Annotated in this window: 17 protein-coding genes and 2 riboswitches; of the genes, 13 read left to right on the top strand and 4 right to left on the bottom strand. The window is 37.5% G+C overall.

Annotated elements, in window-relative coordinates:
- Positions 1-2: 2 nt before the first annotated feature.
- From KD050_RS07140 to KD050_RS07105, 8 genes are all read left to right on the top strand, one after another.
- Positions 3-722: a sugar isomerase domain-containing protein gene (locus KD050_RS07140; protein WP_211895504.1), complete on the top strand. Its 720-nt coding sequence runs from the start codon at positions 3-5 to the stop codon at positions 720-722.
- 147 nt (positions 723-869) lie between these two features.
- Complete coding sequence (locus KD050_RS07135; protein WP_211895503.1) at positions 870-1,568, top strand: glucosamine-6-phosphate deaminase; 699 nt, start codon at positions 870-872, stop codon at positions 1,566-1,568.
- Positions 1,569-1,731: 163 nt separating this feature from the next.
- A riboswitch (guanidine-I (ykkC/yxkD leader) is annotated at positions 1,732-1,830 on the top strand.
- A gap of 64 nt (positions 1,831-1,894) precedes the next feature.
- A complete protein-coding gene (locus KD050_RS07130) occupies positions 1,895-2,236 on the top strand; it encodes a DMT family transporter (protein WP_305080239.1) in 342 nt (113 codons plus the stop codon).
- Complete coding sequence (locus tag KD050_RS07125) at positions 2,236-2,550, top strand: DMT family transporter (RefSeq protein WP_211895502.1); 315 nt, start codon at positions 2,236-2,238, stop codon at positions 2,548-2,550. The genes KD050_RS07130 and KD050_RS07125 overlap by 1 nt, the downstream gene beginning before the upstream one ends.
- 248 nt (positions 2,551-2,798) lie before the next feature.
- Positions 2,799-4,073: a kynureninase gene (gene kynU / locus KD050_RS07120; RefSeq protein ID WP_211895501.1), complete on the top strand. Its 1,275-nt coding sequence runs from the start codon at positions 2,799-2,801 to the stop codon at positions 4,071-4,073.
- Positions 4,074-4,088: 15 nt separating this feature from the next.
- Positions 4,089-4,937, top strand: coding sequence for a tryptophan 2,3-dioxygenase (gene kynA, locus KD050_RS07115; protein ID WP_211895500.1), 849 nt, complete (start codon positions 4,089-4,091; stop codon positions 4,935-4,937).
- A 143-nt stretch (positions 4,938-5,080) separates the two neighbouring features.
- Positions 5,081-5,707 (top strand): arylformamidase, encoded by a 627-nt coding sequence (gene kynB / locus KD050_RS07110; protein ID WP_211895499.1) that lies wholly within the window; start codon positions 5,081-5,083, stop codon positions 5,705-5,707.
- A gap of 93 nt (positions 5,708-5,800) precedes the next feature.
- Positions 5,801-6,232 carry a hypothetical protein gene (locus tag KD050_RS07105; RefSeq protein ID WP_211895498.1) on the top strand — a complete coding sequence of 144 codons (432 nt, stop codon included), beginning with the start codon at positions 5,801-5,803 and terminating at the stop codon, positions 6,230-6,232.
- Between the two features lie 45 nt (positions 6,233-6,277).
- Here KD050_RS07105 and KD050_RS07100 read toward each other — a convergent pair whose 3' ends face one another.
- From KD050_RS07100 to KD050_RS07090, 3 genes are all read right to left on the bottom strand, one after another.
- Positions 6,278-6,457: a hypothetical protein gene (locus KD050_RS07100; RefSeq protein WP_211895497.1), complete on the bottom strand. Its 180-nt coding sequence runs from the start codon at positions 6,455-6,457 to the stop codon at positions 6,278-6,280.
- Between the two features lie 88 nt (positions 6,458-6,545).
- Complete coding sequence (locus KD050_RS07095) at positions 6,546-6,806, bottom strand: helix-turn-helix domain-containing protein (RefSeq protein WP_211895496.1); 261 nt, start codon at positions 6,804-6,806, stop codon at positions 6,546-6,548.
- A 198-nt stretch (positions 6,807-7,004) separates the two neighbouring features.
- Positions 7,005-7,346 carry a hypothetical protein gene (locus tag KD050_RS07090; protein WP_211895495.1) on the bottom strand — a complete coding sequence of 114 codons (342 nt, stop codon included), beginning with the start codon at positions 7,344-7,346 and terminating at the stop codon, positions 7,005-7,007.
- Between the two features lie 578 nt (positions 7,347-7,924).
- Here KD050_RS07090 and KD050_RS07085 point away from each other — a divergent pair.
- The 5 genes from KD050_RS07085 (at position 7,925) to KD050_RS07065 (ending at position 16,962) form a co-directional block, all read left to right on the top strand.
- The gene (locus KD050_RS07085; RefSeq protein WP_211895494.1) at positions 7,925-9,316 is read left to right on the top strand and encodes a protoporphyrinogen oxidase; all 1,392 of its coding nucleotides are present in this window, start codon (positions 7,925-7,927) and stop codon (positions 9,314-9,316) included.
- Between the two features lie 123 nt (positions 9,317-9,439).
- Positions 9,440-10,384 carry a nuclease-related domain-containing protein gene (locus tag KD050_RS07080; protein WP_235753976.1) on the top strand — a complete coding sequence of 315 codons (945 nt, stop codon included), beginning with the start codon at positions 9,440-9,442 and terminating at the stop codon, positions 10,382-10,384.
- A gap of 225 nt (positions 10,385-10,609) precedes the next feature.
- Positions 10,610-10,719, top strand: a riboswitch (SAM riboswitch).
- A gap of 72 nt (positions 10,720-10,791) precedes the next feature.
- Positions 10,792-12,651: a bifunctional homocysteine S-methyltransferase/methylenetetrahydrofolate reductase gene (locus KD050_RS07075; RefSeq protein ID WP_211895492.1), complete on the top strand. Its 1,860-nt coding sequence runs from the start codon at positions 10,792-10,794 to the stop codon at positions 12,649-12,651.
- On the top strand, positions 12,632-16,075 hold the full coding sequence (gene metH, locus KD050_RS07070) for a methionine synthase (protein ID WP_211895491.1): 3,444 nt from the start codon (positions 12,632-12,634) through the stop codon (positions 16,073-16,075). The genes KD050_RS07075 and metH overlap by 20 nt, the downstream gene beginning before the upstream one ends.
- A 281-nt stretch (positions 16,076-16,356) precedes the next feature.
- Positions 16,357-16,962 (top strand): TetR/AcrR family transcriptional regulator, encoded by a 606-nt coding sequence (locus tag KD050_RS07065; protein ID WP_211895490.1) that lies wholly within the window; start codon positions 16,357-16,359, stop codon positions 16,960-16,962.
- A 230-nt stretch (positions 16,963-17,192) separates the two neighbouring features.
- Here the strand turns inward: KD050_RS07065 and tatA are convergent, their stop codons facing one another.
- Entirely contained in the window at positions 17,193-17,396 is a 204-nt protein-coding gene (gene tatA / locus KD050_RS07060) for a twin-arginine translocase TatA/TatE family subunit (protein WP_211895489.1), read from the bottom strand.
- Positions 17,397-17,437 lie beyond the last annotated feature (41 nt).

Below are 17,437 nucleotides of genomic sequence, written 5' to 3'. Positions count from 1 at the left end.
AAATGCAGTCCTATTGGAAGGAAATAAATATATTACTAGAACAAGTTGCAGAACAAGAAAATGAGAATATAGAGTATGCTTCTAAGTTAATGGTAGACCGCATTAAAAAGGGTGGAATAATACAATTGTTTGGATGCGGACATTCTCATCTTTTGGCTCAGGAAGCATATTACCGGGCGGGTGGGTTAGTGCCGGTTGCTCCCATTACGTTAGAACCTTTAATGCTACATAAAGGAGCACTGACTTCTTCACAGAACGAGAAAGATCCTACATTCATCGGGCAAAATAAGGATCAAATAAGCTTTGAACCAAATGACATTTTGATCGTTATTTCTACTTCTGGTCGCAATCCAGCACCAATAGATATGGCTTACTTGGGAAAGGAAGCTGGGATCTTGGTCATTTCACTTCAGTCTTTATTGTACAGTGATCAGGAAGGTCGTCATGCAAGTGGAAAACGACTTGAGGAAGTTGTTGATATCGTATTAAATACACATGTCCCTGTTGGTGATGGTCTATTAAGTAACAAGGGACTGCAATATGGACCGGCATCCACAGTTGTTGGTGCTGCACTTCTCAATGCACTCATATGTCAAGTAATCGTGGAGATAAGTAAGGAGGCAGAAGAAATGCCTGTTTTTAAAAGCGCAAATCTATCGGATAGCCACCTTCATAATGAAGCTTTGATGGAGAAATATAAGAATCGAATTGATTTTAATTGAGTAATTATTAGTGTCAGTGGCTTCTCCATTTGCATCAAATGTTCAAATTGAATATAATGATAATTTCACTAACTTATAATTTAAATAGGCGAAGCATGCTAGTATTTAACGATTGAGTGCAATTAAGGGAAAAAGGTGGGTTTAGTAATGACATTAAATTTAGAAGTATGGGAAGATAAGGATGCATTATATAGTCGTGCACAAGAAATCTTTTCAACAGAATTAGAGAATGGTGCAAGTACATTTGGATTGGCAACGGGCGGGACTATGATACCGCTATATGAAAAACTACGAAATAGTTCTTTGGATTTTTCTAATTGTAAGAGTGTGAATTTGGACGAGTATGTGGGAATTCCACAAGGACATCCCGAAAGCTACTATACGTTTATGCAACAGCATCTCTTTGAAGCAAAACCATTTAAAGATACATATATTCCAAATGGAGTAGCAGAAGATGTACATGCCGAAGCGTTGAGATATGAAAACTTGTTAAAATCACTAACCGTCGATATGCAATTACTTGGTGTCGGATTGAACGGCCATATAGGTTTCAATGAACCAGGTACGTCCTTCCAAAGTGAAACAGATGTGGTCGAATTAACAGTTTCCACAAGATCTGCAAACGCAAGATTTTTTGACACAATGGATGAGGTTCCAAAGCAAGCCATTACGATGGGGATTGCCTCTATAATGAGAGCAAAATGCATTCTTTTAATAGCGGTAGGAGAAGAGAAAAGAACTGCCATTGAAGCGTTGATAAAAGGAGATGTAACGGAGGATATTCCAGTTACAAGACTTTGCAATCATCCCAATGTCATCGTGTTAACAGATTTGAAGATGAATTGAAAATTAGAGGAGTAATTGCTTGAATAGTGATTACTCTTTTTTTGTTTACAATACTTATTCTATTAGACCATGTTACCAATTTAATGCAATCCCCACCGTTACTTCGAATGTTTTTAATTGAATTATTTTTAAGTTTGTGTATAATTTTAGCTAACTGGATATTAAAAATGTTTTCTAGGGTTCCGCAACCATTGGGGTTGGCCTGGTCCGAGAGAAAACTCGCAGCTTTGCTGTGTCACGGAAGGATAAAAGCCTGGGAGAAACTGTTTAACAGTTTTCTTCCAGGCTTTTTTTATATAAAAATATGAATAGGAGGCATTATTAGGATGAAAATCGAGTGGATTAAAGTTTACGTGGCAGCATTTTTTGAAGTTTTTTGGGTGATTGGGTTAAAACATGCTGATGACGGCTGGACTTGGACAGGAACTGTTCTTGCTATAATTATTAGCTTTTACCTCATGATTATGGCTGGGAGGAAACTGCCTGTAGGAACGGTTTATGCTGTCTTTGTAGGAATGGGCACAGGGGGAACGGTTTTATCGGAAATTATCTTTTTTGGGGAATCTTTTCAAGTAGCTAAGATCTTAATGATTTTAATATTATTGGCAGGTGTAATAGGTTTGAAATTAGTGACAGATGATAAGCAGGAAAAAGGAGTGGAATCTTGATGGCATGGATTTCTTTAATTATTGCAGGGTTGTTTGAAATGTTTGGAGTTGCAATGATAAACAAGTTGCATAAGGATAGGAACTGGCAATCAGCCGTTCTACTATTCATTGGCTTTGGTGCAAGCTTTTGCTTTCTCGCCTTTGCGATGAAGACATTGCCTATGGGAACGGCTTATGCAATTTGGACGGGAATTGGTGCTTCAGGAGGCGCCATAATAGGGATGCTTTTTTACAATGAATCAAAAGATTGGAAGCGTATTATATTTATCGCAATGGTGTTAGGTGCAGCCGTAGGATTAAAATTGCTTTCATAGCATTTAATTAACTTAGATATAAATTCTTTAATACATGGACATGGAAGGGAATGCATCATTACTATATATGCCATATGTTTTTGCGGATTGGCGGCTCTTTCTAGCAGAAACAAAATTACTTCCACTGAATTATATAATTCAACGTTTGCCAAATTACTCTTTCATTCATTGACACTTGTTCTCTTAAAACATATGATTTATGTAAATAGAATGAAAATTTAGTTTTTAATAGGCTGGTGATGTTTTAGATGAAGAATACCATGTTGGAATATGCGAAAAAATTAGATGATCAAGATGCTTTGGGGATGTATCGAGATGAATTTTATATCCAACGGAATATCATTTATATGGATGGAAATTCACTGGGATTACTATCTAAGCGAGCAGAAAAGTCAGTATTGACGTTACTAGATTCATGGAAACAATACGGAATAGACGGATGGACACAAGGGGAGCATCCATGGTTTTACTTCCCAGAAACTTTAAGTGAGATGTGTGCTCCTCTGGTGGGTGCTTTAAAGGATGAAATTATCATAACAGGCTCTACAACGGCAAACCTACATCAATTAGTAGCTAGCTTTTATCGACCAGAAGGAGTACGTACGAAAATAGTAGCGGATGAACTAAATTTTCCATCCGATTTATATGCAATTAGTAGTCAGCTAGCGTTGCATGGATTTGATGCTGAGGAAAATATGAAACTGGTAAAAAGTCGTGATGGCTTTACTTTACAGGAGGAAGATATTATAAAGGCAATGACGGATGATGTGGCTTTAATAGTACTACCTAGTGTGCTATATCGAAGTGGTCAGGTATTAGATATTGAGATGCTTACCAAGGCCGCGCATGAGCGAAATATTATTATTGGTTTTGATTTATGTCATTCGATTGGCTCTGTACCACATGAACTGGATAAATGGGATGTAGATTTTGCTTTTTGGTGTAACTACAAGCATGTGAATGGTGGACCTGGAGCAACAGGGGGCTTATATGTAAACCGTAAGCATTTTGGAGGAAAGCCTGGACTTGCAGGGTGGTTCGGCTCAGATAAGGAGAAACAGTTCGATTTATCTACCCATATGATTCCAGCGGCTGATGCCAGTGCCTATCAAATTGGAACTCCAAATATTCTAAGCAGTGCTCCGCTACTTGGTTCGCTGAAAATGTTTGAAGAGGTTGGAATTGATGCTATTCGTGAGAAGTCGTTGAAGCTGACAGATTATATGATGACGTTAATCGAGTTGGTGTTAGGTGAATATAATTTTGTAATTGCCAATCCACGTGAATCGGTGAAGCGAGGAGGACATATCTTTTTAGTACATGAAGAGGCAGCTCGTATATGCAAAGCATTAAAAGTGCACCAAGTCATTCCTGATTTTCGTTCACCAAACGGCATTCGTCTAGCGCCAGTTGCACTGTATAACTCGTTTGAGGATGTGTGGAAGACTGTGCAGATTTTAAAGATGATTATGGAGGAAGAGCTTTATAAAAAATATGAAAATAAACGTGATGTTGTTGCTTAAATTAGGAGGGATAGCATGCCAGAAGATATAAAGGAAAGTGGAATCCACACAGATTTTCGAGAAGATATGACGTATGGTGAATACTTGCAACTGGATAATTTATTGTCCAGTCAAAAAAGGTTATCTGGACATCATGATGAAATGCTTTTCATTATTATCCACCAGGTTAGTGAACTTTGGATGAAGCTTATATTGCATGAGTTGACTAGTGCAATTCATGCAATTCAAGCGGATAAAATGCAAGCAGCCTTTAAAATGCTAGCGCGAGTCACGAAAATTCAAACACAAATTATTCAGGCATGGGATGTTCTTTCAACATTAACCCCTGCCGAGTATTTAGAGTTTCGAGATAAGCTAGGTAAGGCGTCTGGCTTTCAATCTTTTCAATACCGACAAATCGAATTTGCACTTGGCTATAAAACGAAGCATATACTAAAGATTTATGAGCAAGAGAAAGAATTGTATGAGGATTTAAAAGTTGCCTTTTATGCACCGAGTATCTATGATGTTTCGATTCAAGCTTTGTCGAGAGCAGGGTTTCCGATAAATCCTGATTTATTGAATCGAGATTATTCCATTACGTATGTTGGGGATGAATCTGTGGCAAATGCATGGAAGGAAGTTTATCAGAATGTCGATCAACACTGGAATTTGTATCAATTAGCAGAAAAGTTAGTAGATGTGGAGGACTGGCTTCAGCAGTGGCGCTTCCGTCATATGAAAACAGTAGAAAGAATTATAGGATTTAAAAAGGGCACTGGAGGATCATCTGGTGTGAACTACTTACGACATGTATTAGACCATCGTTTCTTTCCAGAGCTTTGGGATTTGCGTACCAATTTATCCCGCATTAACGGGCAGTAAAATCCCACACTGTAATGCTCAGCCAAAGAACTAAAGTATTTGTGGGAGATCAACTGCCCGTAAATGCCCGAATGGTTCAACTAACAATCAGTGAGATGAATCCCCACTGATTGAAGTTTCACTTTATAGGGGAGGTTAGGAAAATGAACAAAGAATGGATTGATATTACACAAACTATTTCTACTAGAATAGCAACATGGCCAGGGGATACTCCGTTTGCATATGAACTAACCGCTACAAAGGAAGAGGGTGGTGCTGCAAATGTTGGGACGATTAAAGCAAGTTTGCATACTGGAACTCATGCAGATGCACCATTTCACTATGTAAGTGAAGGAAAAACACTAGATATGCTTGACGTGAATATGTATATTGGACGTGCAAAAGTGGTGAGTGTCGTTGGTGCCACTGAAATTGGCAGAGAGGAATTAGAAGGATTTGATTTAACGGGTGTAGAGCGTTTACTTTTAAAAACGACGAACACTGCATCACCTGAAAAATTTCCTGAAAAGATTAATATTTTGAAGGAGAATATTGGACCCTTTTTAAAGGAAAGGGGTATTTTTCTAATCGGCACGGATCAACCATCAGTTGATGATATAGAAAGTAAGGAGCTATTAGCCCATCATTCCCTGTTTAATAATGATGTGCATATTATAGAAAATCTCTTGTTGGAAAATGTGGAGCCTGGTGATTACGATTTAATCGCTCTACCCTTGAAAATTGAAGGAGCAGATGGAAGTCCCATACGTGCTGTGCTAAAAAAAATATAATAAACGGGATAGATAGCACTTTGATATGCTTGTCTATCCTTTTCTGTTTTAAAAGGTAAGTAGCTTAAGTACAAAAATGAAGGAGGAGCTAGAATGAAAAGGTTTTTATTTATTTTCTTTTCCACAGTAGTAATTGGATTTATTTTTTATTTTGGTATGGATTATCAAATGAGATTAAGAGAAAAATCTGCAATTATATTTGATCTTAAACCGTATATAACATTTGCAAGTTTTTTCTCTATTTTTATTGGAATGTTGTTACGATTACCTAAATTGATTTTAGAAATTAAAGATAAAAAGAGATGGTCGTTTGATTGGATTAAGGTCATCGTAATTGGAATCCCATCTCTCTATATAGCAATGATTCCACTTCTTGCTATTGCTTACGGAACTAACTTGTTGTTTTCAAATGCGGTTATGTTGTTAGGAGATATAACATTCACATCAATAGCTGGGGTTATATTTGGCTATGTTTTGTTAGATAGCTTAAAAAGTAACACTTCCTCTACTAACAAGGCGCTTTAGTAGAATAGAGCATTCAGGAGAAAATAAAGGCATGCTACAGAAAAATTAATAATCTAATTGACGCAAATACAATAGTAGTTCATTTTCATTAATTTTTTTTATTTTGTACTTACGGATTTGGCTTTCAATTTTCTTTTGCTCAGCATCTTTATTACTGAATAGGTTTGCTAATTGAAAAATCGCTTCTGCTAAAATTGTTACTGTTCCAGCAGAACCTAATTCCAACCTTAAAGTTTCTGTTTCTGAAAGCTGGGCTTCAGCAAATTGATCTATTTCCTTTTTATATTCACCCTTGATTACAATATAAGTTTCTTTATTTTAAAGCTAATAGTAAGTCATCTACATTAAATGCTTCAAAGTATGCATTTTCTTGTTCTAACCGTACTAACTCTTCTAAGACAGTACCTACACTCTTCTCTACTGTTTTTGCGATTGCCTGTATCGTCTTAACTGAATAACTGCTTATATCTTTTTTGTTTACACTTGCGAGCATTTGCTGACTTATTCCCGTTTTTTTGAATACATCGTACCGTTTCTTCCCGTTTTTTTGTAAATAAATATCTAAAAGGCTCATTTCCTATACCCTCCAATTAATAAAATATTTTGGCTATGTTAAAGGCAAAGGTTGATTTGAAATGCACATAAAAAAATGAGCTGGAAAATATATCTCCACGCTCATTTTACTTTGGTGTATGTTTTTACTAAAGCACCCGTTTGTTTAAGTGTATTTATTCACATAGAACTATCAAAAATAGTTCTATGTATGCAAGTTCTAATAATCTAACTGCTTTAAGCTCAATAATAAACCATCATCTGTAATCTTTTTAACCTTGAATGAATTTAACTTTCTGTCAATTTTTTTATCCATTTTATCTGCATTACTGAATGAATTTCTTACTGCATCTATTGCATAATTAAGAATTGATAACACACCTGCGCTTCCTAATGCCACTCCTATACTTTCGTTCTCTGGAAGATGAGTATCCATAATCTTTCTTACTTCTTTATAATAGTCTCCTTTAATAAGGATATATTCAGATTTTGCCTCTAAACCTGCTAATAACTCAGTTCGATTATGTGCTTCATAAGCTTCTATACCATTCACTTTGTACATAAAAAATCCACCTTTCAAGTGTCATAATAATCAAATCATAATAATTATACGAATATAAACAAACTAGAGTTCCGCTTTTTTCTAATTTTATTTATTCGACTAAACTGCTGCGTTAGTTTAAGTGTAACACTTCACAAACTAAGAAAAATCAACCCGCACCTTTAACATAGCCAATATTTTTAACTAAATTATATTTTAGTATATGTAAAGTTAAATATATATATAAGGGTTTTTGACTAAGTATTTGAATTTTTTTAGAAGTTGTAGCAAATGAAAAAGTTCTACCTATCTTTATGTTGAGAAAAAAGTTAGATGAGAGATATCTTTCAAATAAAAGGACCCTCTAATTGGTCCTTTTATTTAAGATTAAGAATACTAAAAATGATAGAACCTAGAAATGTAATACTGACAACGAATCCGTATTATCTCCTCCTATACAGATTTACTACTGAACGATATCATTAGAGCTAACTTCTCCATTTGTACATAATTTACCTTCTAGCAGTGATGTAAATCATATCCGATATTTTCAAAAACGCTTATACTAGTTGTATGAATTGAAATAAGGAGTGGTTACGTTGAAAAAAGTAGTGGTTATTGGTGGGGGAATTACAGGACTTTCTACTATGCATTATTTGCAAAAACTTAAAAACGAAAGGTCTTTAGATATAGAGTTAGTATTAGTTGAAGCAAACGAGTATTTAGGCGGCAAGATTCATACGATGCAGGAGGATGACTTCATTATGGAGGTTGGAGCTGATTCAATCGTAGCAAGAAACGAAGCCATCACAAAATTAATTGAAGAGCTACAGCTAGAAGATGAAAAGGTGTACAACTCTACGGGCATTTCATACATTTACACAAACAATGAGTTACATGCAATTCCGGCAGATACTGTATTCGGTATTCCCACAAGTATTGAGTCGTTAAATAGCAGCACTCTAGTGTCAGAAGGAGGGAAAAAAGAAGCATTAAAAGATTTGGAATTACCAAATGAAACCTTCACTAAAGAAAGCTCAGTCGGGTCATTTTTGGAATATTTCTTAGGGAAAGAATTAGTTGAAAAACAAATTGTGCCTGTGTTATCTGGTGTGTATTCTGGAGATTTACATAAGCTTACTATTGCTACAACATTGCCTTATTTGATTGATTACAAAAATAAGTATGGCAGTATTATTAAGGGTCTTGAAGAAAATAAAGCGAAGTTTCAAGCTAATGCAAATAAAAAATTTATCTCTTTTCAGAATGGACTTTCTACACTGATTGACCGCTTAGAGGAAGTACTTAGTGAAACAACGATAATTAAGGGTGTGGCAACGAAGAAAGTTGAAAAGAAGGATGGCCGTTATATCGTTTTATTGACTAATGGAGACACGATTGAAGCAGATAGTGTAGTGCTTGCTACTCCTCATCATGTAGCTCAGGCAATTCTTCAAGACGAAGAGTTGGATACTGATTTCAACAGCCTGAAAAATTCATCACTTATTAGTGTATATCTTGGTTTTGATATACCAGACGGGCAGCTTCCAGCAGAGGGCACTGGTTTTATCGTGTCCGAAAATAGTGATGTGAAATGTAATGCATGCACGTGGACAAGCCGTAAATGGACACATACATCAAAGGACAATCAATTACTTGTACGTATGTTCTACAAGAGCTCAAGCCCATTCTTCGAGAGCATGAAAAATATGACGGAGGACGAGCTAGTAGAAGTTGCACTCCAAGACATTGAAATGAGCTTGAAATTAACGGGCAAGCCTAAAGTAATAGAAGTAACGAAATGGAACGATCAAATGCCAAACTATCATTTAGCACACGGTGAGGCAATTCAATCATTATCAGCTAAAATGACTGATGCAATGCCAAACGTAGTACTGGCAGGCTGTTCTTATTACGGAGTTGGAATTGTCGCTTGTATTAAAAACGGTAAAGAAACTGCAGAAAAAATCGTAAATTCAATAGTTGAATAAGTTTTTGGACCAAAATTTAATTTTGGTCCTTTTTTTTATGGGGAAAATGAAATAGTTGCTTATTTGGTGGAATTTACAATTATTAAGGTTGTGATACGATGCGGATGGGGTGATCTATTGATAATGAAAGTGCGTACTGAAGAGTATAGCTATTTTGGGTTGCAACTATTGGATCGGCGATTGCCAGAGATGCATGAGTTGAAGGAATTAATTCGTTCGAAAATGCATTTGGCGATGGCAGGGATTCATGGGGAATTTCGAGTGGACGAGGTGTTTCATAAGTATTCATTTCCGTTTGAATATGTGGTGTTGCACGATGTAAGTTTGGAATCGTATGGGAAATTTCAGATTGATACAGTGTTTTTGACGCAGCATTTTGCAGTGGTTTTAGAGAGTAAGAATATAGGAGGGAAGTTGAGCTTTAAGGAAAATCCTTATCAATTAGAAAGAGAAAATGAAGAAGGTAAAGTGGATGTATTTGAGAGTCCCGAGATACAGATTGAACGTAATATTTATTTACTCGACGAATGGATGAAACAACGAAGTGTGACAATTCCTATTTACGGAGTAATTGTATTAACAAACTTCAAAGTTAGAGTTATAGAACCTCCCACAAAATATAATGCTATTCTTCATCAAACAATTCCTGTCTATTTACGTAAAATTCCTCTCGAAAAACAGTGTATGTCTAGCAATGATATGCATGCATTGAGTAAAGAAATCGTTACAAGTCACAAACCTTACTTTCCATATCCAATGTGTAGTCGGTGGGGCATCCATCCAAATGATTTACACACTGGAGTGTGCTGTGAAAAATGTGGAGTGTTTGGCATAGAGAAAAAGAAGAATGGTTGGAACTGTAAGCGTTGTGGTCATGTAGACAGGCTAGCACATGAGAAAGCGATTCGAGAGTGGTTTGTTTTAATTGGGAAGACAATTAAGAATCGGCAATGTAAGAAATTTCTTCATCTGGATACTTCACAATCTGCTTGTCGAATCTTAAACTCAATGAATTTAGTGAAAAGTGGAAATGGTAAAAACACAATTTATACATGGAAGTGGAAGTAAAAGCAGGAATCGGTCGAATACGAGTAAGAATCGGTTGAATGTGAGTGATAATCGGTCGAATAGTTGGTCATATCGGTCGAATATATAATATTATCGGTTGAATAACGCTCAACATCGGTCGAATCATTATTTTCTCGCTCGAAGTGTATAGAAAATTCAAAACATATCTTGACGCTTTAGTTGAATAAAGGTACGATATGTCTAATAGAAAATTGAATAGTGAAATTCTTATCAAGAGAAGCCGAGGGACTGGCCCTACGACGCTTCAGCAACCAGCCAATTAATTGGTCAGGTGCTAAATCCAGCAGACTTTGCAAAAGTTTGAAAGATGAGAAGGTGGTATCTTGCATACTCGTAAAGCCTTCTTTTCATGGAAGGCTTTTTTATATGGGAGAGGATGGATACAAATGGGTTTATTAGAGAAATTACAGACGTCTATACTGACAGCGGATGGGGCAATGGGAACACTTCTTTATTCGTATGGAATTGACTATTGCAATGAGGAATTGAATATTAAGAAGCCGGAAATTATTGAGAAGATTCATCAAGACTATATTGCGGCCGGAGCGGATATTATTCAAACGAATACGTATGGGGCGAATGCCATTAAGCTGGCACGCTATGGATTAGAAAACCAAGTGAAAGAAATAAATGAAGCGGCAATCCAAATTGCCAAAAAAGCTGCTGCACCAGGCAATCAATTTGTCCTCGGTACGATCGGGGGTATTCTAGGAATTCGGAAAAGTGATGCCTCGCTTCAGGAGATTATCCATTCACTCGATCAGCAGGCAATCCAGTTGTTAGCGGGAGATCCAGATGGTTTGTTACTTGAAACGTATTATGACTTGGAAGAATTAAAGACTACTGTGACTCATCTTCGTACACTAACTGATATTCCAATCATTGCCCAAGTATCTATGCATGAGCCTGGTATTTTGCAAAATGGCTTACCTCTGAATGATGCGCTACATCAGCTCGAGTCAATCGGAGCAAATGTCGTGGGAGTCAACTGTCGACTAGGTCCCCATCATACAATTCAAGCATTTGAAGGAGTAAAGCTTCCAGAAAAAGCATTCCTATCAGCTTATCCGAATGCGAGTCTGCTTGATATAGATGAAGGACGGATTGTCTATGAGTCCGATGCCGATTATTTCGGTAAAGCAGCATTGCACCTAAGGGATGCGGGAGTCCGCTTAATAGGAGGCTGCTGTGGGACGACACCAAAGCATATCGAAGCAGTGAAAAAACATATTGGTCATTTAATACCTATTACTAGTAAGGTTGTAGAGACAAGAAAGCCTATTATTATTCAAGATGCCAAGCCGACTAACACACAACCCCTTCATGAAAAAGCTAAAACAGAACGGACGATTATTGTTGAATTAGACACCCCTCGTCATCTTGATACGGCAACGTTTATGGAAGGTGCGGAACAGCTATACGCTACTGGAGTTGATGCAGTGACGATGGCGGACAATTCATTAGCCTCCCCACGTATTAGCAATATGGCAATGGGTTCAATGTTAAAGTATGAAAAAAATATTCGTCCCCTTGCTCATATTACATGCCGTGACCGTAATTTAATCGGTCTCCAATCTCATTTAATGGGACTGGATGCGCTTGGGATTCGTGATATTCTTGCTGTAACAGGAGACCCAACGAAAATTGGTGATTTCCCAGGTGCAACGAGTGTTTATGATGTTTCTAGTCTAGAACTACTTCAGCTAATAAAACAATTAAACGAAGGTATTTCTTTCTCAGGAAAGTCACTTCGTAAAAAAGCTAACTTCTCTGTAGCTGCCGCGTTTAATCCAAATGTTCGAGTGCTTGACCGCGCTGTGAAGCGACTAGAGAAGAAAATCGAATGTGGAGCGGATTATTTCATCACACAACCTGTGTACTCGAAAGAAAAAATTCATGAAATATATGAAGCGACCAAGCATTTATCGACTCCTATTTTCATCGGCATTATGCCACTGACTAATAGTCGAAATTCAGAATTTCTTCACAATGAAGTGCCGGGCATTAAATTGTCCGAAGAAGTGCTGGAACGTATGCGTTTATGTGGAGAAGATCGAGAGCGTGCTACTGCAGAAGGTATCCAAATATCGAAGGAATTAATTGATACAGCAGCAGAACTATTTAACGGCATTTATATTATTACGCCATTTTTCAGATACGATATGTCCCTCGAGTTAATTCATTATATTCAAGAAATTGATCGTAAGAAAGAGAGAGAATTCAGCTATGTCCAAACATCTAATTGAGCAGCAACTCCATGAGAGAATTCTAATTATTGATGGTGCGATGGGAACGATGATTCAAAATGCGGATCTTAGTCCCGAAGATTTCGGTGGAGAAGAATACGACGGCTGTAATGAATATTTAAATATCGTTAAACCGGATGTTATTGAACAAGTCCATCGTGAATATTTAGCGGCTGGTGCTGATATTATTTGTACGAATACATTTGGTGGAACCCCGGTCGTATTGAATGAATATGATCTAGGTGATCAAGCACATGATATCAACTTTTGTGCAGCAAAACTTGCTAAAACATGTGCAAAGGAATTCTCTACATCTGATTGGCCACGGTTTGTAGCAGGGGCAATTGGACCGACGACAAAAACATTGTCGGTCACTGGTGGTATAACATTTGATGAACTTACTAACGATTTTTATGTGCAGGCGAAGGCTTTAGTAGAAGGTGGAGTAGATGTTATCCTACTGGAAACAAGCCAGGATATGCTGAACGTTAAAGCTGCAACAATAGGTATCAAACAGGCATTTGAGGTGCTGAAGAAAGAGCTACCTATTATGATTTCAGGAACCATCGAACCAATGGGAACGACCCTTGCAGGGCAAAGCATTGAAGCCTTTTATATTTCAATCGAACATATTAAACCACTTTCAGTTGGCTTGAATTGTGCGACAGGGCCAGAATTTATGACAGATCATATTCGGTCGCTATCTGAGTTATCGGACGGGTATGTTAGCTGTTATCCAAATGCAGGCTTGCCAGACGAAGAAGGGCATTATCATGAATCGCCAGAATCACTTTCTAAAAAGCTCCGTGGCTTTGCGGAAAAAGGATGGTTGAATGTAGTAGGTGGATGCTGTGGCACGACTCCTGCTCATATCAGGGCAGTACGTGAAGAAGTGAAGGATCTTGCTCCGCGGAAACCGGTAGAGACGGGGCGTCGTCAAGGGCACGTCGTTTCCGGTATAGAACCCCTTCAATACGATGAATCGATGCGTCCGTTATTCATCGGGGAGCGTACAAATGTAATTGGCTCTCGAAAGTTTAAACGATTAATCGTAGATGAAAAGTTTGAAGAAGCATCTGAAATTGCGCGAGCACAGGTTAAAGGTGGGGCGCATGTTATTGATATTTGCCTTGCAAATCCTGACCGTGATGAACTAGAGGACATGACTAACTTCATGAAAGAAGTAGTAAAAAAAGTTAAAGTACCTCTTGTTATTGATTCGACGGATGAAAAGGTAATCGAAGTAGCACTTAAATATTCCCAAGGAAAGACAATTATTAACTCGATTAACTTAGAGGATGGGGAAGAGCGATTTGAAGCAGTAATGCCTCTAGTGAAAAAATACGGTGCGGCAGTAGTAGTTGGAACGATCGATGAATTAGGAATGGCTGTTACGAGACAGCGGAAGCTTGAAATCGCACAGCGTTCTTATGATTTATTAGTAAATAAATGGGGACTTGCGCCTGAGGATATAATTTTTGATCCACTTGTATTCCCAGTCGGAACAGGGGACCAACAATATATCGGGTCGGCAGTAGAAACGATCGAAGGTATTCGTCTAATAAAAGAAAAATTGCCACGAGCTCTAACTATTTTAGGAGTAAGTAATGTATCATTTGGTCTTCCACCTGTTGGTCGTGAAGTATTGAATGCTGTCTACTTATACCATTGCACACAGGCGGGACTGGATTACGCAATTGTAAATACAGAAAAGCTTGAAAGATATGCTTCTATTCCTAAAGAGGAAATCGATATGGCTAATGAGCTATTATTTACAACGACTGATCAAACACTTGCTGATTTCACAGATTTTTACCGGGACAAAAAGAAAGAAAAGACTGAGGATGATATTCCAAAAACTGTCCCCGAGCGTCTTGCCTATTACGTTATTGAAGGAACTAAGGAAGGGCTTATCGCAGATTTAGAAGCCGCACTTCAAATGTATGATGCACCACTAGACGTCATAAATGGTCCATTGATGAAGGGTATGGCCGAGGTAGGGCGACTGTTTAATGACAATCAGTTAATAGTTGCCGAAGTTCTTCAAAGTGCAGGGGTAATGAAAGCCTCTGTTGCATACTTGGAGCAGTATATGGAGAAAAAAGAGGATGATTCGGGTAAAGGTAAAATCGTCCTTGCGACTGTTAAAGGCGATGTGCATGATATTGGAAAAAATCTTGTAGATATTATATTGAGCAACAACGGTTATAAAGTAATCGATGTTGGAATTAAAGTAACTCCAGCCACGTTAATAGAGGTTATTCGGAAGGAAAAGCCGGATATGATCGGACTTTCTGGACTACTTGTAAAATCAGCACAGCAAATGGTCATCACTGCGCAGGATTTTAAAGAAGCAGGTATTGATGTGCCTATACTAGTAGGTGGAGCAGCACTTTCTCGTCGTTTTACAGAAACGAAAATTTCGGCAGAATATGATGGCCCAGTATTATATGCGAAAGATGCGATGCAGGGACTTGACCTTGCCAATCGTTTGCAAAATGAAGTGGATAAAGAGACTTTATTAGTCGAACTTGGTATTCAACAGGAAAAACGAAAAATTGCAGAAGCTAATCGCTCAGCTAAGCAGGCCGTAGCCATTTTAGAAAAACCAGTGAAAACCGTACGTGAAGATGTTCAGGTATATATACCAAAAGATGTTCGTAGACATGTATTAAAAGACTATTCGGTCTCCCATTTGCATCCATATGTGAATATGCGCACGCTAATCGGTCATCATTTAGGGTTAAAAGGGTATAGTGAAAAACTATTAGCGGAGAGTGACGAGCGTGCAACTGGGTTACATGAATTAGTCACAGGGTACTTACAATCGGATATTTTGAAGCCACAAGGGGTATATCAATTTTTCCCTGCGCAAGCGGATGGAGATGATGTAATTATCTATGACCCAACCGACGCGAAAACAGTAATCGAGCGATTCACATTCCCACGCCAATCCGCCCTGCCATTCCTTTGTTTAGCAGATTATTTAAAGCCTGTGGACAGTGGGGAAATGGACTATGTTGCGTTGATGCTGGTAACTGCAGGACATGGAGTTCGTGCTGCAGCAGCAAAACTAAAAGACAAAGGAAAATTTTTAGAAAGCCACGCACTGCAAGCGACTGCGCTAGAATTAGCTGAGGGATTTGCCGAACGCATTCATCAAGAAATTAGAGACCAATGGGGATTCCCAGATGCAACGGATTTCACAATGCGCGACCGTTTTGCTGCAAAATACCAAGGACAACGCTTCTCCTTTGGCTATCCAGCCTGCCCGAATTTAGATGATCAAGCAAAACTGTTTGGCCTTATAAAACCGGAGGTAATTGGAGTAGAGCTTACAGAGGAATTTATGATGGAACCCGAAGCATCTGTTTCTGCTATCGTATTTGCTCATCCTGACGCAAGGTATTTCGTCGTAGACTAAAATGAAACACTGCCATCTTGGCAGTGTTTTCTTGTAGAAAATGGCGAATCGGTCGAATAAGGAGAGAAATCGGTTAAATGTTAGTGATAATCGATCGAATATATAATATTATCGGTCGAATAACACTCAACATCGGTCGAATCATTCAATCGGACAGAATAATCGATGAATCTAGCAGACAACAAACTTAGGAATATATAGGACACTCACAAAGAGTTTGGTTCAAGGGTGACTAATCATGTATAATTTTTACTATGTATAAAAAACAAGGGGGATTGCTCATGAATTCAGAAAATCATTCGATGGGGGATCGAAGAATTCGGAGAACAAAAAATCTCTTAAAGGAGCATTTTGTGCAGCTTGTGAAAGAAAAAGGATACAAAAATGTAACGGTCACGGATATCGTTGAAAAGGCTGACTATAATAGAAGCACCTTCTATTTACATTTTAAGGATAAGGAAGATATAGCAGAAGAATTGGTTGCGGAAATTTTAAAAGGTTTAGAAGTGGCATTTCATCAACCTTTTATAGATACGAAAATTGTAGAGTATGACCTAATTTTACCATCATCCAATACTTTCTTTAGGCATTTTTATAATAATAGAAATTTTTATAGTTTATTAAACTTGGAAGATACCATTCCTAGATTTAAAGAAAAATTCTTTTTGAAATTTAAAGAGGTATTCGAAGGAATCACATATTTAAATGAAGCAAATGAGGGCATTGTGCTAGAGCACTTTAATACGTATAAAATGTATGGTTCTTACGGAGTTATTCTGGAATGGATAAACGGTGGTTGTATACAGACACCAGAGGAAATCGCTGATAATCTGTTAGAAATATTTAAAACCAATTCCATTTCATTTCGATTCAATAAGAAAAGCTAGCTTTTTAAGGGTTGTTAAATGAATGAGTCAATTTCATTATTACTTGTTTCATAAAACACGAGTATTTATGAGCTATTAACGTACTTTCATGTTTCAAATCTAGCGTAGCGATTGGAGCGAAAATCAACTTTGGTCAGTGTTGAGTGTTTATTACTAATTACCTTATTATGAATTGACTCAAATATAATATGAAAAAAGCTGGTCTTGACAGATGTCAGGACCAACCAAAATTATTTCTTGTCTAAATCTACTTCAGATGCTTCGACTTTCTTATCATCTTTTTCTTCATCATTTATAATATCTCGAGTTGAGGTTTTGAATTCTTTTAACGTTTGTCCAACTGCTTTGCCGAGTTGAGGTAATTTAGATGGACCAAAGATAATCAAAGCAATAATTAATACAAGTATTAAACCAGGTACTCCTATGTTTGGCATAGAATCTCCTCCTTCTATATATAGAGTCGTTATTAATATAA

Source organism: Psychrobacillus sp. INOP01, from assembly GCF_018140925.1.
In the GTDB taxonomy this organism is placed as follows: Bacteria; Bacillota; Bacilli; order Bacillales_A; family Planococcaceae; genus Psychrobacillus.
Note: the sequence above shows the minus strand (reverse complement) of the source record. Positions and strands in the feature narration are given on the sequence as shown.